11 protein-coding genes are annotated in these 23,665 nt (G+C 44.8%); all 11 read left to right on the top strand.

What is annotated here, in order from left to right:
* The first annotated feature begins 1 nt into the window (after position 1).
* Positions 2-2,416 (top strand): ABC transporter permease, encoded by a 2,415-nt coding sequence (locus tag NFI80_RS12955; RefSeq protein ID WP_235162810.1) that lies wholly within the window; start codon positions 2-4, stop codon positions 2,414-2,416.
* 25 nt (positions 2,417-2,441) lie between these two features.
* Positions 2,442-4,820, top strand: a complete 2,379-nt coding sequence (locus NFI80_RS12950) for an ABC transporter permease (RefSeq protein WP_235162811.1) — start codon at positions 2,442-2,444, stop codon at positions 4,818-4,820.
* A 320-nt stretch (positions 4,821-5,140) separates the two neighbouring features.
* Complete coding sequence (locus tag NFI80_RS12945; RefSeq protein WP_235162812.1) at positions 5,141-5,512, top strand: hypothetical protein; 372 nt, start codon at positions 5,141-5,143, stop codon at positions 5,510-5,512.
* Between the two features lie 319 nt (positions 5,513-5,831).
* The gene (locus NFI80_RS12940) at positions 5,832-8,267 is read left to right on the top strand and encodes a TonB-dependent receptor (RefSeq protein WP_235162813.1); all 2,436 of its coding nucleotides are present in this window, start codon (positions 5,832-5,834) and stop codon (positions 8,265-8,267) included.
* Between the two features lie 171 nt (positions 8,268-8,438).
* The gene (locus tag NFI80_RS12935; RefSeq protein WP_235162814.1) at positions 8,439-10,841 is read left to right on the top strand and encodes an ABC transporter permease; all 2,403 of its coding nucleotides are present in this window, start codon (positions 8,439-8,441) and stop codon (positions 10,839-10,841) included.
* Between the two features lie 28 nt (positions 10,842-10,869).
* The gene (locus NFI80_RS12930) at positions 10,870-13,281 is read left to right on the top strand and encodes an ABC transporter permease (protein ID WP_235162815.1); all 2,412 of its coding nucleotides are present in this window, start codon (positions 10,870-10,872) and stop codon (positions 13,279-13,281) included.
* An 11-nt stretch (positions 13,282-13,292) separates the two neighbouring features.
* On the top strand, positions 13,293-15,668 hold the full coding sequence (locus tag NFI80_RS12925) for an ABC transporter permease (protein ID WP_235162816.1): 2,376 nt from the start codon (positions 13,293-13,295) through the stop codon (positions 15,666-15,668).
* 27 nt (positions 15,669-15,695) lie between these two features.
* Entirely contained in the window at positions 15,696-18,128 is a 2,433-nt protein-coding gene (locus NFI80_RS12920) for an ABC transporter permease (RefSeq protein ID WP_235162817.1), read from the top strand.
* Between the two features lie 116 nt (positions 18,129-18,244).
* A complete protein-coding gene (locus NFI80_RS12915) occupies positions 18,245-18,655 on the top strand; it encodes a hypothetical protein (protein ID WP_235162818.1) in 411 nt (136 codons plus the stop codon).
* Between the two features lie 183 nt (positions 18,656-18,838).
* On the top strand, positions 18,839-21,220 hold the full coding sequence (locus NFI80_RS12910; protein WP_235162819.1) for an ABC transporter permease: 2,382 nt from the start codon (positions 18,839-18,841) through the stop codon (positions 21,218-21,220).
* Between the two features lie 35 nt (positions 21,221-21,255).
* On the top strand, positions 21,256-23,634 hold the full coding sequence (locus tag NFI80_RS12905; RefSeq protein WP_235162820.1) for an FtsX-like permease family protein: 2,379 nt from the start codon (positions 21,256-21,258) through the stop codon (positions 23,632-23,634).
* Positions 23,635-23,665 lie beyond the last annotated feature (31 nt).

The raw sequence follows: 23,665 nt of genomic DNA, 5'->3' as shown, positions 1-23,665 counted from the left end.
CATGATCAGGAACTATCTCATCACCTCTTTCAGAAATTTACGGCGTAACTGGAATTTCACTTTGATCAACATTACCGGGCTTACATTAGGGCTGGCTTGTTGTTTGCTGATCTTCTTTACTATCCGGTATGAGCTTAGTTTTGATCGGCATCATAAGCATGTGGACCGCATTTACCGTATCCTGAAACATACGAAAGGGGAGGTGGACAAGGGCTATAACACAGGAATGCCGCTTCCGGCTTTGGCAGCATTACGGAATGATTTTCCAGAGATCCGAAATCAGGTTTCCTGCACATATGCCTTACGCGGTGCACTTGTAACGATTGGCGAAGGGCCAAACAGGAAAAAGTATCCTGAGGACAATAATGCGGTTTCATTTATCGATCCCGAATATTTCAAACTATTCGATTACAAGTGGTTAAAAGGTTCTGCTGCCACTTCGCTGAACAATCCGGGCACAGTGGTGCTTTCTGAGAACCAGGCGAAAAAGTATTTTGGGAATGCGGATCCGATGGGAAGAACCATCCGGGTCGAAAACCATAAGAATTTTATTGTTACCGGCATTATCCAGGACCCGCCTGCGACGACAAACTTCCCTTTCACAACCATGCTGTCGTTCGCGTCGCTGAAAGATTACGGCTCATTTACGAACTGGGACGACTGGCAAAGCACTTACGGCGGTGGGCAAATGTATATGATGCTGCCGGAAAATGTGAGCGAAGAAAAAATGGAGCAGCAGCTGGTTTTATTTGTCAAAAAATACAGAGAACCAAAGGATGCGGCGACCGAAGAGTTTATCCTGCAACCTGTTAATGATATTCATTTTGATACAAAAACCTCCAATTACACCGGCAGAACCATCAGCAAAGGAATGATCTGGGCAATGGTTCTGGTAGGGTTGTTTATTTTAATTACGGCTTGTGTAAATTTCATAAATCTTGCGACCGCGCAGGCGCTCAGACGTGCCAGAGAGGTGGGCGTAAGAAAAGTGTTAGGCAGCACCAAGGGGCAGTTATTAAGACAATATTTTTCAGAAACTGCGGTCATTACCTTTCTGTCTGTTATCCTCGCGCTGATCGTGGCGCAGGTTGTGCTGCCCAACGTTGCCAACATCCTGAACATCAAGGCGGAAGGCGTTGTTTTCGTTACAGATGCTTCGGTTATGACATTTTTGGTTGTGCTGACTATCATAACGACCGTTCTCGCCGGTTTCTATCCTGCAATGGTGGTGTCGGGTTACCAGCCTATCCTTGCATTAAAAGGCAAAATGCGGACGGTGGGAAGCGGACAGGCGAATTTGCGTTCGGGACTTATTGTGTTGCAATTTACCATTTCTCAGATCGTGCTCGTCGGAACATTGATTGCTTACAGTCAGATGAAATACTTCCGTACACTGGACCTTGGTTTTCAGAAAGACGAAATTATCTGTATGCAGATTCCAAGCCAGGATCCGGGCGTTATGGAAGGTTTGTATGCTAAGCTGGCAAATGAACCGGGGATTAAATCCATGAGTTTCAGTGCCTTTACACCGATGTCGAGGAGCAATTGGCAGACGGGTTTTAAATATGAGAATGATGCTGAATTTCTTGATTACGAGATTGTTATGCGGCCTGCGGATACGGCTTATGTGAAAACTTATGGTTTGAAGCTCATTGCCGGTCGCATGTATTTGCCGGCGGACACTATGCGGGAATATGTGGTGAATGAGGCATTTGTGAAAAAATTAGGTTTCAAAAATCCGGCTGAGGCGATCGGAAAGCGGCTTACAATCGGTGGATCGGAGCATAAGCTGCCGATTGTTGGTGTGGTTAAAAACTTTAATACATATAGTCTGCACCGTGAAATTATTCCCTGCGTGCTTACCAGCGATCGAGGCAATTACCGCACATTAGGCATCAAGCTGTCGGAAAATGCGGATGCGAAGCAAATCGAAAGGATTGAAAAAGTTTGGTCAGCCACATTCCCGGATTATTTATTCAGCTATACATTCCTGGATGAAACGCTGAACAGTTTTTACGAAAAGGAGTCCAAATTGTTTGACCTGTTCAAAATCCTTACAGGAATCGCCATTTTTATCGGTTGTCTGGGCTTATACGGCGTCGTGGCTTTTATGGCTGAATCGCGCACCAAGGAAATGGGCATTCGCAAGGCGATAGGTGCGTCGGCATTTAATATTTTCAGTTTGTTTTCGGTCGATTTTATAAAATTGGTCTTAATCGCATTGGTCATTGCGTCTCCTATTGCATGGTATGTAATGAAGGGTTGGCTGGAAGATTATACGTATCAAGTGGAGATCAGTGCCTGGTTATATGTCGTGGCTGGCATCGGGGCGGTCATTATTGCATTGGTAACAATAAGTTTTCAGAGCATCAAAGCAGCTTTAGTGAACCCAGTTACATCATTAAGAAGCGAGTAACGATTCACCCAAAACTGCACAGGCAATGATCAAGAACTATTTGAAAATCGCATTCCGGAATCTCTCAAAAAACAAGATCTATTCATTCATCAACATTGCCGGGCTGGCCGTAGGCATCGCGGTCGCAATGCTGATCGGACTTTGGGTATGGGATGAGCTGTCATTTAATAAATATCACAAAAACTACGACCGGCTTACGCAAGCGTACATTAGTCAAACGTTTAATGGCCAAACGGGGAGCGGAAGGGCCGTGTCGCTGCCGGCGGTGGCGGAAATGGCCAACAGATACTCCGCAGATTTTAAAAACACCTCCATGGCATCGTGGAATTTCGGGCATTTGCTGGCCAATGGTGATAAAAAAATCAACAAACCAGGTATGTGGGCGCAACCAGCCCTTCCCGAAATGCTTTCTTTGAAAATGCTGAAAGGCGATTTGAAAACAGCATTGAAAGAGCCAGGCTCGGTTGTTATCTCAGAATCGGTTGCGAAGGCACTTTTTGGTAAGGAAGATCCTTTGAACAAAACACTTAAACTGGACATTAAGAAGGATGTAAAAGTGACTGGCGTTTATGAAGACATTCCCTTCAACTCTGAGTTTAATGAGCTCAACTTGCTGCTGCCCTGGAATGATTATCTGCTTGCCGAGAATTGGGTAAAAGAAGCTCAAACGCAATGGGGAAACCATTCTTTCCAGTTTTATGCGCAGGTTGCGGACCATGCAGATATTGAAAAGGTGTCCTTAAAAATACGGGATGTGGAACTGCCGCATGCTTTTTCGAAAACGGATAAACCACAATATTTTCTGCATCCGATGAGCCGCTGGCACCTGTATTCGGATTTTAAAAATGGCAAAAATGTAGGTGGTGGCATCCAGTTTGTGTGGCTATTCAGCATTATCGGCGTCTTTGTGCTGCTGCTGGCCTGCATCAATTTTATGAATCTAAGCACCGCAAGGTCCGAAAAACGTGCGAAAGAAGTTGGTATTAGAAAGTCTATCGGATCATTGCGCAGCCAGCTGATCTTCCAATTCCTGAGCGAATCGTTTCTGGTGGTTTCCTTCGCATTGATCCTCGCTATTCTTATTGTTTTGGTTGCGCTTCCTGCGTTCAATGATTTGTCCGGCAAGCACGTGAGTTTTCCTTGGCAGTACATTCAGTTCTGGTTGATGCTGGTCATTTTCTCATTATTCACGGGCCTGATATCAGGCAGTTATCCGGCCTTTTATTTGTCATCGTTCAATCCGCTTGCCGTTTTGAAAGGCACATTTAAAGTGGGTAAGTGGTCAGCCGTGCCGCGTAAAGTGATGGTTGTAATGCAGTTTACAGTTTCTATCACATTAATTATCGGAACGATCATCGTTTTCCAGCAAATCCAGCATGCCAAAAACAGGCCGGTCGGTTATGACAGACAAGGGCTTTTACAGATCAATATTTCGCCAAATCTTTTTGGCAAATATTATCCATTGCGTGACGATCTGCTGAAATCCGGCGTGGTATACGAAATGAGTGAATCGTCAAGTCCTACGACCGGCATTTATTCCAATCAGATCGGTTTTGAGTGGGAAGGGATGGAAGAAGGTTCTGTTCCTTTGTTCGGGACCATTGCTTGTACGCATGATTTTGGAAAAACAATTGGCTGGAAAATCATTGAAGGCCGCGATTTTTCGAGAGAATTCTCGACGGACACAGCAGCATTTGTATTTAATGAATCGGCCGTTAAGCTGACGGGTATAAAGGATATTATTGGTAAAACGATCCGCTTCAATGGAAAACCGAGACAAGTGGTGGGCGTTGTTAAGGATATGGTCATGCAATCTCCCTATGAGCCTGCCGTCCCGACTGTCTTTTTAATGGATTACGAATGGGCTAACCTGATCAATGTGAAGCTATTGCCTGGCGCTCCCATAGAAAAGTCTCTCAAAAAAGTAGAGGCCATATTCAGGAAGCACGATCCGGATTCGCCATTTGAGTTCAAGTTTGCGGACGAGGAATATGAGGCTAAATTCCGCGCTGAGGAACGGATTGGGAAGTTGGCGAGAGTTTTTGCTGTGCTGGCTGTGTTCATATCCTGCTTAGGTTTATTCGGTCTGGCCGCTTATACGGCTGAGCAGAGAACCAAGGAAATCGGTATCAGAAAGGCGCTCGGCGCAAGCGTTGCGCAAATGTGGGCAATGCTCTCTAAAGAATTCGTGTATCTGGTCATCGTTTCCTGCGCCATTGCATCACCCATCGCATTGTATTTCCTGAGCGACTGGCTGAAAAAGTATGAATATCACATTGAGCTAAGCTGGGTCGTTTTCGCCGTCTCAGCCATCACTGCCATCCTGATCACGTTACTGACCGTAAGTTTCCAAGCTATCAAAGCCGCATTAATGAATCCCGTGAAGTCGCTGAGGAGCGAGTAGGGTTCTTTTTTTCTCTCTCTCTCTCTCTCTCTCTCTCTCTCTCTGCCTCTGCCTCTGCCTCTCCTCCCCGGGCTGAAACCCGGGGTTAAAAATGTACGTGCCTGACGGCACTCGTCCTGACAAGTGCCGTCAGGCACGAAAGATTTCCTGGCGCCGGGTTTTAACCCGGCTTTTATAAATATATAAAAGCAATTCATCGGTGCCGATGGGCAGATGATCTGGTAATTGTTACAGTTCGCAGATTGCTTTTCTGGTGCGTTAAACGTTTGTGGAAAATAGGCCTCTAACCTACATAAACAAACAATTTAATATTAGAAACCATGAAAAAGACCATCTTGGCAATCGCAACCATAATAACACTGACCATTGGTAACAGCTTCGCACAACGTTACCGCCATGAAGTTCCTGCTGTGAACAATTCGCGCGGAGACAATGCGTTGGAGGAATACCAAATCAACAAGCTGGACCAGATTGTAAAGCTGACCCGCAAGCAGGAAAATAAAATCAAAAAAATCGAAAACCACTATGATGAGCTGATGTCTAACAGAAGATACAGCAGTTTTCAGAATGCAAAAAGACTGGAAAAGGCTAAACAAAAAGACATTCTCGAAGTGCTGACACCCGCGCAACGCCAACGCCTGTTTGCGTACCAGAACAGCTACAATAACGGACGTTACAACCGGAGAGGTTAATCAAACCTAACCTGATTTTTTTGACTTGCTAAGTTTTGAAGGACTCTGTTTCTTCAAGACTTAGCAAGTCTTTTTGTTTTCAGGCAATCCCAATTCAGTAGCTAGACGACAACATTATACAGCTAAAAATTAATTTAGCATAGTACCTTGCATCGCAAAGTACCTTTGTATACATTTGTTGTGTCGCATGGTGTGCATTAAGTCAAGCGCGCCAAGGGCAAATTTCAAAATCATTTAGTGCCGGAAATTTTAAAAGAGTGAAAACTCTTACCGGAATTTCTATGCCTTTTTTTTATCTGTTAGCCATAATCAATTAGCCATGAAAACTTTATTCTCAACTATTCTTGCAGCCCTGATCTACGGGCTGGTATGCATCTGTTCCGCTGCTCGTGGTCAGTCCTTGCCACCTGGCGGTAAAATTTCCGGTGCGGTATCCGACTCTGCAAGCGGAAAGCCGCTTGATTTTGTAACCGTTAATCTGATGCTAGGAAATGCCGCGTTGAAAGCTGATTTTACAAAAACCGATGGGTCCTTTGCTTTTGAGAAACTGAAACCAGGAAAATATTCAGTAGTCCTTGTGGGAGTAGGTTATCACTCAAAAACACTTACCGCTGATCTTTCGGACAGCTTAAAAAATACAATTGACTTAGGGTTGATAGTGATTAGCCCTGCAACTGTTGGCTTGAAAGAAGTTACGGTTACGGCTTTTAAACCCATTGTAAAGCAGGAGATTGACCGCATTACTTACGATTTGCAGGCCGATCCCGAAAGCAAAGTTTACAGTGTGCTCGAAATGATGCGCAAGGTCCCTTTCCTGTCAGTGGATGGCGATGAGAACATTTACCTTAAAGGCAATGCGGACTTCAAAATTCTGATCAACGGCAAACCGTCCAGTATGGTCGAACGCAGCTATAAAGAAGTGTTGCGAAGCATGCCAGCCTCTTCCATCGAACGCATTGAAGTGATCACAATGCCGCCAGCAAAATACGACGCGGAAGGATTGGCAGGGATTATCAACATTATCACAAACAAAAAACTGGATAATGGTTACAATGGCACATTGAATGTAAGCGAACGTTTCCGCGTTGGCGGGCCTGGTTTTGGCGGGACATTTTCTGCAAAGCTGGGCAAATTTGGGATGACAGCCCTGGCCGGCGGCAGCATCTACGACACGCCGCTGACACGTACGCAGGTGGGACGGACCGCATTGGGAACGGAACCATCAGAATTGTTTCAGGAGAATTTTACACAATCAGGAAATAAGAACGGGTATATCGGATATGAGATTAGTTATGAGGCAGATAGCCTCAATTTATTAAGTGCCCAGGTGAATTTCAACGGGAGTAAATCTGATGGGTCGGGCAATCAGACTTCGGTAATCAACGTGAATGAGGAAGTGGTGGAGGGTTATCGTGTGAGAAATTTCAATGACGGTCGTGGAAAGGGAATGGACGCAGCACTGAATTATCAAAAAGGCTTTAAAGCAGATAAAAACAGGCTTTTGACTTTGTCTTATCGCTACTATGGTTTTGACAATGACCAAAACAGCAACCTGCTGATCTCCGAAAGGATTAATTACGACACACCGGATTACCGTCAGATCAACGATCAGAGCTTCTCAGAGCAGACATTTCAGGTGGATTATGTGTATCCGATTAAAAAACTGAACATTGAAGCTGGCCTGAAAGGCATTATGCGGGATAACCAGAGTGATTTTCAATATAGCACCTACGACGCTGAGCGTAAGACATTTGTGGTAAATACCGCCATGAGTAATATGTTCAATAATACGCAGAATGTTTTTGGGGCTTATAACACGTATCAATACAGTTTCAAAAACTGGGGCGTAAAGGCAGGCGCAAGGATTGAGCAAACCGTCATCAATGCCGACTTTGTTTCTACCGATTCGAAAGTGAAGCAAAATTATTTCAATGTGATTCCTTCAGTTTCGATCAACAGGAAATTTAAGGATAATGTCGGTGTGAATTTTGGCTATACCCAACGCATTCAGCGTCCAGGCATTTATCAGCTCAATCCATTCGTCGACCGCACGAATCCGAGTTTCGAAAGAACAGGAAATCCGGATCTCCGGCCTGCGTTCGTGCATGATCTGCAATTGGGTTATAGCAAATCTAAAAAGGGATCTATCAATTTTGGTGTGGGTTTTACACAATTTAAAGACCTGATTTTTGCGGTTGCCGTGTACAATCCGGAGACCGAAATCACCCGCACATCGTACGGAAATACAGGCCGGGCCAGGCTCATTAATGGAAATTTGAATATGAACTATCCGATCACCAAAAAATGGAATTTCAGCGCGAACCTGCGCATTGCTCACGGAAAAGTGACGGGCGTTGTGAACGGCGCGATCATTACTAACAGCGGTGTGATGTATCAGCTGTCAGCTTCAACGGGTTACAAACTGGAAAAAGACTGGCGCATTAATGCAAATTTGGTAAGTATGGGGCCAAGCGTGAATTTGCAAGGCACGTCCAATTCAATGATCAGCCCCTCGTTCAGTGTGAATAAGGACATTATAAAGGATAAACTCTCGTTTTCCGCCGCAGCAAATAACCCATTTACAAAATTCAGAAAATACCATACAGAAACATCCGGGCCGAATTTTACATCCTTCAACGACCGGAGAGATTACTTCCGTTACTTCAATGTAAGCCTTAATTATAAGTTTGGCCGGTTGAAAGAAGCCATCAAGAAAAACAAGCGCAGCATCAGAAACGACGATGTTCAGAATTGATGTGGCTGACTGAGACAGGCTTCCGAGGTTTAAGCCAGAAGTCTGTCTCGGCGCACAGGCGAACAACCATGTCCGTTATCGGACAATTGCTTTCGCTTTAAATTTCTGACAATCAGCCCTTTATATGGATGGCATAAATTTATTGGCGTGCAAGTCAAACGCCCAATAGCCATGTTTCAAAACTATCTTAAAATTGCACTCCGGAACTTACTGAAACACAAGACATTCAGTTTTATCAATATATCTGGGGTTGCCATCGGCCTTGCTTGTTTTTTGCTTTTATCTCTTTATGTTAAAGACGAGCTGAGCTATGACCGTTTTCATGCAAATGCCGAACGCATTTATCGTTTGAACCGGACATTCCTTTCCAAAGACGGCACCGAATCGCTTCGTTTGGGACATGCAGCACCGCCATTTGGTCCTTTGGTGAAGCAGGATTTTCCTGAGGTTGAGCAGGTTGTGCGGTTACTTGAAATGGGCGGGCTGATTGAGTACGGTGAGAATATTTACAATGAAAATGACGTTTTCGCAGCCGAGGCCAACATTTTTAAGCTTTTCTCTTTCAAGGTATTCCAGGGTAACCCCGACAAAGCGCTTGAAAATCCCTTCTCCATCATGTTTTCCAAAAAGATGGCGGAGAAATATTTTGGCAAAGAAAACCCGATCGGAAAGACTGTTAAGCTGGAAAACCAGTTTGATTGCACTGTAACGGGTGTTTTTGAGTCCTTGCCATCTCAATCTCACTTTCATCCGGAAGCATTGATTTCCTTTTCTACACTGAATGACGACCGGGTTTATGGAGCTGAGGGTTTAAGGTCAAACTGGGGGAATAATTCGTTCTCGACATTTTTGCTTTTACCTAAAAATTATGATCCCCAAAAGCTGGTAAAAGCCTTTCCGGCATTCCAGAACCGCCATATTGATCCCAAAGCGTCCACTTACTCGGTTCTTAACCTGACAAAACTTACAGACATACATTTGCGCTCGCACCTTGATTCAGAAATTGAATCCAATGGTGATATCCAATATGTTTACCTGTTTTCAGCTATCGCGATTTTTATCCTGGTCATTGCCTGCATTAACTATATGAACCTCGCTACCGCGCGTTCCGCTACGCGGGCCAAGGAAGTGGGCATGCGGAAGGTGATTGGCGCGGTAAGGCACCAGCTGGTGCGGCAGTTTTTGAGTGAATCTATTTTGCTGGTCGTTGTGTCGCTGTTTTTTGCCGTTCTGTTGGTCGTTATATGTCTCCCGTTTTTGAATGACTTTACACAAAAACAACTTTCTTTCGATGCATTATTGGATCCTGTATTCCTGAGCATTGTGCTGGCTATCACCTTATTCACGGGCGTGATAGCAGGAAGTTATCCGGCATTCTTCATGACTTCATTTCAGCCGCTAAGTGTTTTCAAAGGCCGCATTGCATCTGCATTGAAAAATGGAAAACTGCGTCAGGGCCTTGTGGTGACACAATTTGCGATTGCCGTTGTGCTGATCATTTGTACGGCGGTGGTTTATAATCAGATGAAATATGTAAAAAATTACAAACTGGGTTATTCCAAAGATCAAATGGTGCTATTGCGTGCCGGAAGTGATTCGGTCATTAACTATGAGAGCATTAAGCAGCAGTTGAAGGCAAACAGCAACATTGTGGAGGTGGGACGATCATCACGCATTCCTTCGGGCCGTTTGCTGGATTCCTGGGAGGCCTATGTCATGAAAGGCGATTCCATGGCATCAGCAGATATTGGCGTGAAATCATTGTCTGTGGATGAAGACTTTATTCCGGCATATGAAATAGAAATGGCAGCCGGACGGAATTTTTCGAAAGCTTTTTCGACAGATAAGACCAACGGTTTTATTTTGAATGAGACTGCCGTAAAGCAGTTAGGCTGGAAAAATCCTGCCGACGCTGTTGGTGCCCGCTTTGGTTACGGCGAGATCCGCGGCCAGATCGTGGGCGTTACCAAGGATTATCATTTCGAATCACTCCACCAGAAAGTGGCTCCTATTGCCATGTTTGCACAAACAGACCGGTTAGGCTGGATGTCGGTGCATATTTCGGGTGGTAATATCAAAGAAGCTTTGGCTCACATTGAGTCCGTTTGGAAGAAACAGTTTCCTGACCGGCCATTTGAATATGAGTTTCTGGATCAAAAATTCGGCGTTTTGTACGCAACAGAACAAACCCAGCAGCTGCTTTTTGGTATGTTTTCGGGCATTGCGATCTTCATTTCCTGCATGGGCTTACTGGGTTTGTCGATCTTCATGGCGGAAATCCGGACGAAGGAGATTGGTGTACGGAAAGTGCTTGGCGCGTCAGTCACCAGTCTTGTGATTTTGCTATCCAACGATTTTCTGAAATTGGTGCTGGTTGCCATTGTAATTGCTTCACCCATAGCTTGGTATGCAATGAATTCCTGGTTGCAGGACTTTGCTTATCATACAAATATTCATTGGGGCGTATTTGTATTTGCAGCTGTTATTTCCGTCGCGATTGCCCTGTTTACCATCAGTTTTCAAAGCATAAAGGCCGCGTTGATGAACCCGGTCAAGTCATTAAAAAGTGAGTAAAATTTAAACCTGATCATATACATAACACATGCTTAAGAATTATTTTAAAATTGCCGTTCGAAATCTCTGGAAATACAAAACCAACTCTCTTGTCAGCATCATAGGGCTTTCACTGGGGATTGGTTGTTTCCTTTTGCTGGCCACCTATGTCCTGCACGAAGTCCGTTATGACCGCTTTCAGGTCAATAGTGCTGATATTGTAAGGGTGAATTTGTTTTATCAATCCGGTGACAGCGAGCCGGTGAATGTTGCAGTCACACCCACGGCGCTGGCGCCTGTTTTTGCGCGCGAGTTCGGTGAGATCAAAGAAGCGGTCCGGCTTTATCCTTACAGCGGTGGGGGAGCAGTGGCTGTCAAATATGATGATAAGCTCTTCAATGAGAAGAAAGTCCTTTTTGCGGACGCCTCCTATTTCAAGATTTTTCCCTCCGAGTTTATCGAAGGCGATCAGGCTACGGCGCTTGCGCAGCCTAATTCGTTGGTTATAGATCAAACCACTGCCAGGAAATATTTTGGTGACGAAAGCGCGATCGGCAAGTCGGTGTTGATGAACGAAAATCTGACCATGCAGGTAACCGGCGTTATTGCCGACATTCCGTCTTATTCACATATAAAATGGAATTGGTTAGGCAGTTACAGCACATTGCCCCGCTCCAAAACGGAAACATTTGATGCTGCCAATGAGTACACTTATTTGCAGCTGCAACCACAGGCGAACATAGGTGCATTGCAGGCCAAAGTGGATCAGTATGTTGCCAAAAACCTGAATAATCCGCAGGACCCGTCTACAAAGCTAAGATTTGAACTGGAAGCATTTAACCGTATTCACCTTTATTCCAACGTCTCTGCGGGCTTGGAGGCCTCGGGCAATTACAAATATGTTTATATCCTTTCCGGCGTCGGCTTGCTGATTCTGGTTATTGCCTGCATTAATTTTATCAATCTCGTTACAGCCAGGTCTGTCGTTCGTGCGCGTGAAGTAGGTGTTCGGAAAGTGATGGGGGCAGACAGAATGCAGGTTTTTCGTCAATATTTATTTGAATGCGGCCTTATTACGATCCTTGCGATTGTGATAGGGTTGCTTATTTCCTTTCTGGGTTTTCCAATTCTTAGCAATCTCACAGAAAGCGCATTGGGGTTGGGCATCTGGCCGGCTTATTCCGTCATCCTGCTGATGATCGGCTTGGCTGTTGTTGTGACTTTATTGTCGGGACTTTATCCGGCCGCGGTGCTTTCCGGCTTTGAGCCTATTAAGGTGCTGAAAGGGAAAATCCTTGCAACCAATAGTGGCTCCGGCTTGCGCAGCTCGCTCGTTGTTTTCCAGTTCACCGTTTCGGTCCTTTTCATCATCGGGACGATCATTGCCAACCAGCAGCTTCATTTCATTCAGAACAAAAATCTGGGTTTGAATCCTTCGCAAATCATTGTTGTGAACATGGGCACCGGCATTTCCACCGGGAAATTGACGACGATCAAAAACGAATTGCTCAATAATCCCATTGTTAAGTCGGTTACCGCCTCTTATGATTCGCCGCTGAATGTGCAGGGCGGCTATACCATCACTGCCAGCGACAAACCGCAGAATTTCCAGTTGAACATTACTGCCATTCCGGTAGAAAAAGATTTTGTGCCAACACTCGGAATGCAGCTCGTTGCCGGTCAGAATTTCAACGACACCGATATTTTACAGGCAACAGCGGATTCGGCGGCGTTAAGAAAATTCGCATTCATTCTCAATGAATCCGCAGTAAAGGCGCTGGGCTGGACGGCAGAAACGGCCATTGGTAAATTGGTCAGCATGAATGGCAGGGAGGGAGCCGTGAAAGCGGTTGCCAAAGACTTTCATTTCAGATCAATGCACGAAAAAATAGGTCCCATCGCCATCATTCCGGAATACAATTATTTTGGAAAAATAATGGTGAAAATTGCTGGTAACGAATCAACGCAGGCCGTAGAACTGCTCAGGAAAAGCTGGAAAGAAAACTTCCCGATGCGCCCATTTGAATATCATTTCCTGGACCAGGAATTTGACGATATGTATAAGGCAGAAAACCGTATTTCTTCAATTCTTGCATTGTTTTCTGGCATTACCATTTTTATAGCATGCCTGGGGCTGTTCGCATTAATTGCTTTTATCTCAGAACAAAGAACCAAGGAAATCGGTGTCAGAAAAGTGCTGGGCGCTTCGGTTGCAAGCATTGTCCTGTTGCTTTCGAAAGATTTCGTGAAACTAATGCTGATTGCGATCGCAATAGCGGTTCCGGCTGCTTGGTATGGTATGAACAAATGGCTCTCCGACTTCGCTTACCAAATCAAAATCAGTCCTTTCACATTTGTATATGTCGGGCTTGCAACCATAGCAATCGCCTTGCTCACAACTAGTTTCCAAAGCATCAAGGCCGCTTTGATGAACCCGGTAAAATCGTTGAAAAGTGACTAAATAATAAGCCAATGCTTCAAAACTATCTCAAAAATGCCCTGAGGAATCTTGCCAGAAACAAGACTTACTCTTTTATCAACATTTTTGGACTGGCGGGCGGAATGGCCGTTTCCGTGCTGATCCTTATGTTTGTAATGCATGAATTTAGTTTTGATAAATTTCATACAAATCACGACCGAATTTACCGGATCCTGGCGCGGGTGAAAATGGGCGACACGGACCTGCAGTTCAATTCATTTTCGACAAAACTCGGTCCGTTTTTAAAGGAGTATAATCCACAAGTAAAGGATTATGCACGCGTTAAAACCATTGTGGATAAGGTGGTTATTAAAAATCCAGAAAATCCGTCACAAGTCTTTTTTGAGCAGAATGTAATGTTCGCTGATCCCTCATTTCTGCGGGTGTTTACATTCAAGCTGGAAGAAGGAAATCCAAAAGCGGTGCTGGAAAATCCCTTCGACGTGGTCATCTCGGAGCGTGCTGCTGAAAAGTATTTCGGAGCAACAGACCCGATCGGCAAAGCACTGATTTACGAAGGGAAACATCCGTTGCGTATCACCGCCGTTGCCGAAAATCCGCCTTCCAACTCCACTTTTAATTTTGATTTCATACTCTCGTCGCTGACATTTCCTGCGCTGAATGATCATAATAAAAATGCCTGGGACAATGCGGGTGCATTCAACACTTATCTGCTCCTGGATTCTGAGCAGTCGGTGGCGGCGGTGGAGAAGAATATCAAACGGGAAGGCATGCGCACAGGTGCATTTGACAATGAGGCCACTTACGTGCTGGAAAGCTTCGCCACAACGCATCTGGGAAATAATTTCAATGAATCCGGCAACTCGAAGCTGATATCCATTTTTGCGGGCGTCGCTTTGCTGATCCTGTCACTGGCGCTTTTCAACTACATGAGCCTTACCACCGCCCGAGCCACTTTGCGCGCAAAAGAAGTAGGCGTTCGCAAGGTGATAGGCGCGGGTAGGAGTGGCCTCGTTCGTCAATTTTATGCCGAATCGGTTCTGGTTTGCGTGCTTGCGTTTTTGCTGGCTTTCATCTTTGTGTATCTGTTGCAACAGCCTTTTTACGACCTGCTTAACCTGCAAATAGATGCCTCGTTTCTTATTTCCCCGTCATTTTTAGGCTTTTTGGTGGTTCTGCTATTGTTTTCAGCATTGATGGCCGGAAGTTATCCTGCGTTGATTTTATCCGGGTTTGCACCTTTGGATGTCTTGAAAGGAAGATTTGGAGGAAACCATAATGGCGCTACATTACGCAAGTTTTTTATGGTCTTTCAATTCACGGTTTCCATAGCGCTGATCATTTGCAGTTTGGTTGTAAAAAACCAGCTGACATTTATGCAAAACAAAAAGCTGGGTTTATATAAAGATCAGATCCTGAGCATTCCGCTTTCGGCAATGGTTGCAAAAAGTTACTTTCCGCTGCGGGATGAAATAAAACAACAAGTTGGTGTCCAGAATGTTACCGTAACCAATGCCGGGCTTTTCAAGGGCTATAATATGTGGTTTGTCAAAAACTTCACCACAAAAATAGATGTCGGGCTGGCGAACATGGTCACTGATAATCAATTTGTAAAAACGCTTGGCCTGAAATGGAAAACGGAACCGGCGGCCGGGGTGATGAAAAACCGCAAACACGTATTACTGAACGAAACGGCGATCAAGGAGCTCGGTATCAAGGGGAATCCGATCGGTCAGATGCTTGGCGAAACGGATGAAATCGCTGGCATTGTGCAGGATTTTCATTTCACTTCCTTGCAGAACAGTATTAAAGCCATGGAATTGATCGTCGTGAGCGACACCACGAACATTCTCAATTTTCCGGGCTCGAACGGTGTGCTCTATGCCCGCCTGGATCCGGCTGCGAACATTCAGGATAAAGTAGCATTGATAGGGAAGATTTTTAAAAAATACGACCACGAAAAGCCATTCGAATATTATTTCTTGGATGAAGCTTTCAATGAGACTTTCAAAACGGAGATCCGGATGTCGACAATGTTCTCTGTCTTTACAGGATTGGCGATTTTTATTGCCTGTATGGGCCTGTTTGGTCTGGTAACCTTTACGGCTGAAACCCGTACCAAGGAAATCGGCATTCGTAAGGTGCTCGGTGCGTCCGTTTCGGCAATAGTCGCATTGTTGTCCAAAGATTTTGTAAAACTGGTTGTGATTGCAATTGTCCTGGCCGTGCCGGTTGCCTATTACTTCATGGATAAATGGTTGCAGGATTTTACTTATAAAATTCAGATGCCTGTCTGGATATTCGCAGCAGCAGGCAGCCTTGCCATTGTCATTGCATTGATTACCATTAGTTTCCAAAGTATCCGGGCCGCATTGATGAACCCGGTCGAATCTTTAAAAAATGAGTGAGCAGGCCTTGGCCAAAAACCGTAACTTATGCTTAAAAATCATCTCAAAGTTGCATTGCGGACCATTCTGCGTTATCGCAACTACACCATTCTGAATGTCCTGGGCTTGTCTGTGGGTGTGGCCGCCTGTTTGTTGCTTTACGTAGTATATTCCTATGAGTCGGGATTTGACAAATTTCACAGCAAATACGACCGCATTTACCGGATCGTAAAGCAAACGGATTACGTCACCGGACAAACCGATTATACGCCCGGAAGTCCGTTGCCTTTTTACGCGGCATTAAAAGTGGATGTGCCGCAATTTGAAAAGCTCGTGCCCGTCTATGGCACGCTCGAACCGCAGGTCACGGTGCTAGGCAAGGATGCTAATAATCAAACTTCCGAAAAAAAATATTACGAGGATGATGACGGTTTACTTACTGTTCCAGAGTTCTTTGATGTCTTTGACTTTCCATTCTTAGCAGGCTCGAAATCGGTTTTGAAAGACCCGAACGTGATCGTGCTTTCTAAGCGGCGTGCCGAAAAATACTTTGGCAACTGGCAAGAGGCCATAGGACAATTCGTTAAGATTAATAACAAAACAGTGATGAAAGTAGGCGGGATCCTGGCCAATCCGCCGATTAACACGGATTTCCCCGTTGACATGGTGGTCTCTTATGAATCCAAAAGACAGCAGCCTCAGTTATTTGGCTTCGGGGGTTTTGAAAGTTGGGGCGGCACAAGCAGCAATGATCAGCTTTTTGTGCTTCTGCCTGAGAATGTCGCACCGGCCAGCATTGACAAGCTTTTGGTAAAATTTGTTTCCAAACATTACAATAGCAAGAAGGATAATTTCAAGATAAAGCACTTCCTCAGCCCGCTCGCAGACCAGCATTATGACGACCGTTTTGTCAATTATTCCGACCATATCATGGGCAAGGACGTACTCTGGACGCTTGTAGTGATTGGAATTCTTATTATTTCAATGGCTTGTATTAATTTTATCAATCTGGCCACTGTCCAATCTGTGCGTCGTTCAAAAGAGGTTGGTGTGCGGAAGGTGCTTGGAAGCGGTCGCTCAGAACTGATACGGCAGTTTTTAAGCGAAACTGTCCTCATAGTTGGTTTTGCGGTAGTACTTGGAGTGTTTATTGCCATGCTTAGCATGCCTTTACTTGGTAAAATCTCACGTGTTCCTGCGGACCTTCCCGTTGTAAAAAATCCGCAGCTTTGGCTTTTTATTGGCGCTCTCACTATCATCGTAAGCTTTGTTGCGGGATTCTATCCGGCGGTGGTGATGTCGGGTTTCCGGCCGATAGAAGCGATTAAAAGTAAGATCGCAAACCGGTCGCTGGGTGGTGTTTCCTTACAAAAAGCACTTATTATCATTCAATTTGGCATTTCTCAAATTCTGGTCGTAGGCACCATTGTGACCATTGCGCAGATGAAATACATCGGCAACCTCGATCTTGGATTTGTCAAAGAAGGAGTCTATTCCGTGAATCTGGACGAAGCATATCAAACCCGTTTTGAAACATTAAGAAATGAACTCCTGCAAATTCCTGACATCTCTTCCGTCAGCTTCTCATCCGATGTTCCTTCTTCCGATGATAACTGGTCCGGCAATTTTGCTTTTGACAATAAGGGAAAAGACGAGGATTTTCAGGTTTTCAACAAATTCGCCGACCATCATTATTTCCAGGCTTACGGGATGGAATTCGCGGCTGGCGGGCCCTATCAGGCAGGCGATTCCATCGGTTCCTGCGTTGTAAATGAAACATTTCTGCATAAGGTCGGGATTAAGGATCCGCAAGAGGCCATTGGAAAAAATATCCGGATGGGTGGCGGAGAATGGCAGCCTATCGTTGGTGTCGTAAAGGATTTCAAGGCTAATTCAGCGAGGGATGCCGCCAAGCCGATCATGATCATGCCTGTGCCAAAATTTTACTGGCTTGCAGGAATCAAGATCCAGACCAAAAACGTGTCAAAGGCAGTTGGTGAGATCGAAAAGATATATGCGCGCGTGTTTCCGGAGGTAACTTTACAAGGGAAATTTTTTGATCAGAGCATTGAGGAGTTTTACAATCAGGACCGGCAATTGAGCTTACTCTATCAGATTTTCGCGGGGCTTTCCATCTTCATCGCCTGCCTTGGATTATTTGGGCTAGCCACATTTATGGCGCAGCAGCGCATGAAGGAAATCGGCGTACGAAAAGTGCTCGGTGCATCTGTATCCAGCATTGTCGCATTGCTTTCCAGAGACTTCCTGTTGCTGGTATTTATCGCCATTGTGCTCGCGTCACCCGTTGCCTGGTATTTTATGAATAAATGGCTGCAAGACTTCGAATATAAGATCACTATAAGCTGGTGGATGTTTGCCATCAGCGCTGTAACGGCCATTTTGATCGCATTCACAACGGTTAGTTTTCAGAGCATTAAGGCTGCATTGATGAACCCTGTTAAGTCGTTAAAGAGTGACTAAACGTATATTGCAGACCGATTAATAATTCTGTGGGATTTAGTATTGAAGTTTTGGCCAATATTTAGTAATATTTGTTGTATTATGGTCATATTTAACTACCTCAAACAACTATTTATATGCGCCGTACGCTCTATTATTCCCTGATTTTTGCATTAATGCTTTTCACGCAAGCTTGTGTGGATCACGAGCTCCCTGGAAATCCGCCTCAGTTGGAAACACTGAAATGGACTTCGGGTAACGGTTGGAAGTGTAGTTACACTTTTAATCTGGACATTAAGGATGTGGGCACGAAGACAGTGAAAGAGTATGGAATCGTTTACACTACAAAAGGAGTTGGTAATCCCCGCGTAGGTAATCCTGTTGTTGAGAGTGATATGAAAGAAGTTTTTCCGATGCCATTTCTTCCCGGGCCTAAGCATAAGTTATCCGGAGAAGTTTGTGGCGGTAATGTTTATTACCGTGCTTATGCTATTTTAGACGACAACTCGGTGGTCTATGGAAATGAAATAGCATTCAACTATAATTAAGATTTTTCCTGTGTTCAGGTTAAAAATTAGCTGTCCGATTTCGGACAGCTAATTTTTTTGTTTTGAAGGATAATCGTTTAATAGTCAGTGAGTTGTATTCGCTGTAAGATTTGGCACATATGTTTTGTTTGTGCTCAGAGCGCTCAGCGGGCGCTTCCTCTATAATTTTTTCGACTCATAACCATGCTCAGAAACTACCTTAAAATTGCCTTTCGGAATTTGTGGAAGCACAAAGTGTTCTCTTTTATCAATATCATGGGACTTACGGTCGGGATGTCGGCCTGTTTCCTGATATTTCTTTACGTGAATTTCGAGCTGAGTTATGACGCGTTCAATACCAAGTCTGATCGCATTTACAGGCTGGTGACCGATATTAAAACGCCTTCTGAAACTATTAATGCGGGTATAACATCTTGGGCGTTTGCGCCGAACATTAAAAGTGATTTTCCCGAAGTGGAAGCTTTTACGCGCGTGAGCAGCGGCAGCTTTTTAGTAAGAAAAGGGGATATTAAATTCCAGGAGGAAAAAACGCTTTTTGCCGATTCAACCCTGTTCCAGGTTTTTGATTTTAAACTAATCAAAGGAGATCCTAAAACTGCTTTGAAGGAACAATTAAGCATCGTTTTTACAGAAAAAGCGGCCAAAAAATATTTCGGAGACGCAGATCCTATTGGCCAGACATTGTTGCTTTCGGGCGAGGGCTTACCAGCGAAGGTAACGGGCGTGATGAAGGATATTCCCGAAAATTCGCAGATTAAAGGCGATATGATCCTGTCGATGACAACCATGACGCAGCGCTTCAATAAAGGACTTGACGATCAATGGGGCAATTTTGGCGCAACAACCTATTTGTTACTCACGCCCGGTGCCACAAAAACGGCGCTTGAAAGCAAATTTCCTGCATTCCTTGAACGGCGCGCTGGGAAAACAATGAAAGAGTCGCAAATGTATTATAAGCTTTTCTTGGAGCCGCTGCGCGATGTTTACCTGGAATCGACCAGGGACGCCGAAGAGTCGGGCAGCATGAATAATGTTTACGTGTTCTCGGTTGTGGCCATCTTTATTTTGCTGATTGCCTGCATTAATTTTGTGAATCTTACTACGGCGCGTTCGGTGGAGCGGGCGAAGGAAGTGGGGATTCGCAAAGTTGTAGGTGCGCCTAAGATGCTTGTAGCGAGGCAGTTTATCAGCGAATCCATTCTTTTGTGCTTGATCGCCTTTGTCTTCGCTGTTGTACTCTCCACTGCATTGATCCCGCTCTTCAATAACCTTTCCGGTAAAATTATCAGCACCGGAATTCTTAATAACCTGCCTTTTGTGGCTGGAATGTTCGTTGCTGCGGTGATTATCGGGATAGTAGCAGGGATATATCCGGCTTTGGTTTTGTCTTCATTCGAGCCCGTAGTTGTACTGAAAGGTCGTTTTACGACAAGTGTGAAGGGAATTTTGTTAAGAAAATCATTGGTAACCATTCAATTTGCAATATCGATCGCATTGATCATTGCCACCATTGTGGTTTACATCCAGATGGATTTCATGCGGAACCGCGATCTTGGGTTTAGTAAAGACCAGATGATGATCGTAAACTCCCAGGGCGATCCCAAAAAAGATGCATTCAAGCAATCGCTGGCAGATCTTACAGGCGTAAAGTCCACAGCGACATCTTCCAGCGTGCCGGGCAGCGGCAACCCAGGCGCATACTCAGAAATCGAGAATAAAAGCGGGGATTTGCAGATCGCAAACCTGGACCTGTATTTCGTTGACTTTGATTATATCCCGCAATTTGGCCTGAAAATGGCTGCCGGACGTCCGTTTTCAAGGGATTTTGGAACCGATACTACGCAGGCAATGGTGATGAACGAAGCCGCCGTGAAATTGTTTGGTTACAGCTCGCCGGAAGAAGCCATTGGTCGCAGGTTTAAGCAATGGGGCCGTGAGGGCAAGATTGTGGGGGTTGTTAAAGATTTTCACTTCCGGTCTTTGCAGGAAACAATTAAGCCATTAACCATGCGCATCGAGCCACGCGGCAGCGAGCTGGTTTCCATCAAAATCGATGGAGGCAACATTAAGGAAACCGTTGCGGCTGTGGAGCAAAAATGGAAGACGGTCATGCCAAACCGTCCGTTTAGTTACTATTTTATGGACGAGTTCTTCGACCGGCAGTACAGAAGTGAAGAGCGTTTTGAAAAGCTTTTCTTCAATTTTGCCATCCTCGCCATCTTTATTTCATGCCTCGGATTGCTTGGCTTGGCCTCTTACAGCACCATGCAGCGCACAAAGGAAATCGGCGTGCGGAAAGTAATGGGAGCCTCAACCGGCAGCATTGTAGGGTTATTATCCAAAGACTTTTTGAAATTGGTGCTCATTGCATTTGTGATCGCTTCGCCAATAGCATATTATGGAATGTACCGCTGGTTGGAAAACTTTGCTTATAAGACCGACATTTACTGGTGGATCTTTGCAGTTGCCGCCTTTTTATCAGCGGCCATCGCATTCGCCACTGTGAGTTTTCAGAGTATCAGGGCGGCGCTGATGAATCCGGTGAAAAGTCTTCGGAGTGAATGATTATTCAATGAGTGAATGAGTGAATTTAATTTTTTATGCTTAGGAATTATTTTAGGATTGCCTGGCGGAATTTGGTGAAGAATAAGGTTTACTCGGCTATCAATATGACCGGTCTGGGGATTGGTATGGCTGGGGCGATCATTATTTTTCAGCTGGTTTCCTATCATTTAGGTGTTGATAAGCATCATCGGCAGGCGGATAAGATCTTCCGTATGGTGGTTGATCTGCATTTGGAGGATGGTTCCGTGGAGCATGAGAAGGGCTCGGCTTTTCCTTTGCATACAGCGCTCAGGAAGGAGTTTGCAAATGTTTCGCATACCGCCTACCTGGCTCAGCGTGAATTAACGCTCAGCATTGAGGAGGCCAACAATTCCAGGAAGTTTTTTGAAAAATCATCCGCGGCTTTCACGGATTCTGAATTCTTTAAAATATTTGATTATCAGTTTATTGCCGGTAATGCAACAGTTTTGAACCTGCCGGGACAGGCTGTGCTCACAGAGCGTTACGCAAAAAAATACTTTGGGAAATCTAATCCGATGGGCCGCCTGATCCGGATCAATAATGCTGAAAATGTCACAGTTGCCGGCGTTATCAAGGATTTTCCGGAGCACACTGATTTTAAAAAAGACATCTTCGTTTCACTTCCTACATTAAAGAAGCTGATTCCCGAATATGGTTATGAAGACTGGGGCTGGATCGATAGCAACCGGGAAACGTATGTGAGTTTGCGTTCCGAAGAGGATAGGGAAGCTTTGGAACAACAGCTGATCGCATTCGCGAAAAAGATTCACGGTGCGGACAGCAATGTGTTCCATTATCATTTGCAGCCACTTTCGGACGTCCATTTCAACATGCATTATGGTGGTAAAATCAAATACTACACCATTATAATGCTTGCAACAGTTGGTTTGCTGCTGATACTCATTGCTTGTTTCAACTTCATTAACATTACAACCGCCCAATCTTTAAAAAGAAGCAAGGAAGTAGGGATCCGGAAAGTGCTTGGCGTTTCGCAATGGCAAGTGTTCTGGCTTTTTATTCATGAAGCCGCGTTGTTTACGGGCATATCATTCATTCTGGCCATTCTGCTTTCCAAGTTGCTGATGCCAATGATCAGTAACTGGCTGGAAATCAATTTAGATATCAATGTGTTTGCCGATTTTCAGCTGCTCGCATTCAGCCTAGCGCTTTTGATTTTTGTCGTGTGCGCAGCGGGCATTTATCCCGCATTTGTTATCTCAAATTTTAATCCGGTCCGGGCGATCAAGGGCCTGGCGGTTGCTAACGACCGGGGTACGTTTTCCGTGAGAAAGTCGCTTGTAGTAGTGCAATTCAGCATTTCCTTTGTTTTGATCGCTGTATCAATGGTGATCATTCTGCAATCCAGATATTTGAAAAATAAAGATTTGGGCTTAAACAAAGAGCTGATACTGCATGTAGGACTGCCCGACACAGGAACTACTAAAATTGCAGCCCTAAGCAACGAAATTCCCAGAATCAAGGAAGTCGCCAGCATCTCATTTTTTAGAAATCCGCCTTCATCGCAGACAGGCAATGGCGGCAGCATTAAATTTGAAAACCGCGATTGGGAAAAGTTTGTGGCCCGGTCCAGAAGCGCGGATAACCATTATGTGGCAACTTACGGATTGAAGCTTATTGCAGGTCGCAATCCAATTCAGTCGGATACGCTTCATGAGCTGCTGATTAATAATAAGTTAGTAAAAGCATTGGGGCTGAAATCCCTTCATGAAGCGTTGAACAAGCGTCTGGTGGTGGGTGATATGGATAATAAAACGGGCGTGATCGTTGGTGTTTTGTCCGATTTTAACAATGCAGATCTATATTCCAACATTGAACCAACCGTCATTTACGCATCCAAAAAACATTACCGTAGCGCCGGGATCAAGCTGCAAAATTTAAGTGCTTCGACGATTCCGGACATTATGAAAGTCTGGCAGAAACACTTTCCGGAATATGTGTTCCAATATAGTTTTTACGACGAAGAGATAGCAGGATTTTACAAAAGAGAGGAGTTAGCCTCCAATCTTACCTCCATGTTTGCGCTTCTATCCGTATTCCTATCTTGTCTCGGACTTTTCGGGTTGGCGCTGTTCTCCATTGAACAACGCACCAAAGAAATCGGGATTCGTAAAGTATTGGGCGCATCCATTGCCAGCATAACCACCTTGTTATCCATGGATTTTTTGCGCCTGGTGGGCATAGCGATCATTATAGCGAGCCCGGTGTCCTATTACTTTATGAAAAAATGGTTGCAGGATTTCGCATTCAGGATCGACATTGAATGGTGGATCTTTGCTGTTTCCGCACTATTAGCCGTCGCCATCGCTTGCCTTACTGTCGGCTATCAGTCCATCAAAGCCGCGCTTGCGAATCCGGTGCAAACATTGAGATAATAAATGAAATGATTATCACTAAACAGGCCTT

Source organism: Dyadobacter chenhuakuii (assembly GCF_023821985.2).
Lineage (GTDB): Bacteria > Bacteroidota > Bacteroidia > Cytophagales > Spirosomataceae > Dyadobacter > Dyadobacter chenhuakuii.
Note: the sequence above shows the minus strand (reverse complement) of the source record. Positions and strands in the feature narration are given on the sequence as shown.

What these genes read in the sequence shown, in the direction of transcription:
- NFI80_RS12905 (WP_235162820.1), top strand. Translation starts at nt 21,256, where the DNA reads ATGCTTAGGAATTATTTTAGGATTGCCTGGCGGAATTTGGTGAAGAAT.
- NFI80_RS12920 (WP_235162817.1), top strand. Translation starts at nt 15,696, where the DNA reads ATGCTTAAAAATCATCTCAAAGTTGCATTGCGGACCATTCTGCGTTAT.
- NFI80_RS12915 (WP_235162818.1), top strand. Translation starts at nt 18,245, where the DNA reads ATGCGCCGTACGCTCTATTATTCCCTGATTTTTGCATTAATGCTTTTC.
- NFI80_RS12950 (WP_235162811.1), top strand. Translation starts at nt 2,442, where the DNA reads ATGATCAAGAACTATTTGAAAATCGCATTCCGGAATCTCTCAAAAAAC.
- NFI80_RS12930 (WP_235162815.1), top strand. Translation starts at nt 10,870, where the DNA reads ATGCTTAAGAATTATTTTAAAATTGCCGTTCGAAATCTCTGGAAATAC.
- NFI80_RS12945 (WP_235162812.1), top strand. Translation starts at nt 5,141, where the DNA reads ATGAAAAAGACCATCTTGGCAATCGCAACCATAATAACACTGACCATT.
- NFI80_RS12925 (WP_235162816.1), top strand. Translation starts at nt 13,293, where the DNA reads ATGCTTCAAAACTATCTCAAAAATGCCCTGAGGAATCTTGCCAGAAAC.
- NFI80_RS12940 (WP_235162813.1), top strand. Translation starts at nt 5,832, where the DNA reads ATGAAAACTTTATTCTCAACTATTCTTGCAGCCCTGATCTACGGGCTG.
- NFI80_RS12955 (WP_235162810.1), top strand. Translation starts at nt 2, where the DNA reads ATGATCAGGAACTATCTCATCACCTCTTTCAGAAATTTACGGCGTAAC.
- NFI80_RS12935 (WP_235162814.1), top strand. Translation starts at nt 8,439, where the DNA reads ATGTTTCAAAACTATCTTAAAATTGCACTCCGGAACTTACTGAAACAC.
- NFI80_RS12910 (WP_235162819.1), top strand. Translation starts at nt 18,839, where the DNA reads ATGCTCAGAAACTACCTTAAAATTGCCTTTCGGAATTTGTGGAAGCAC.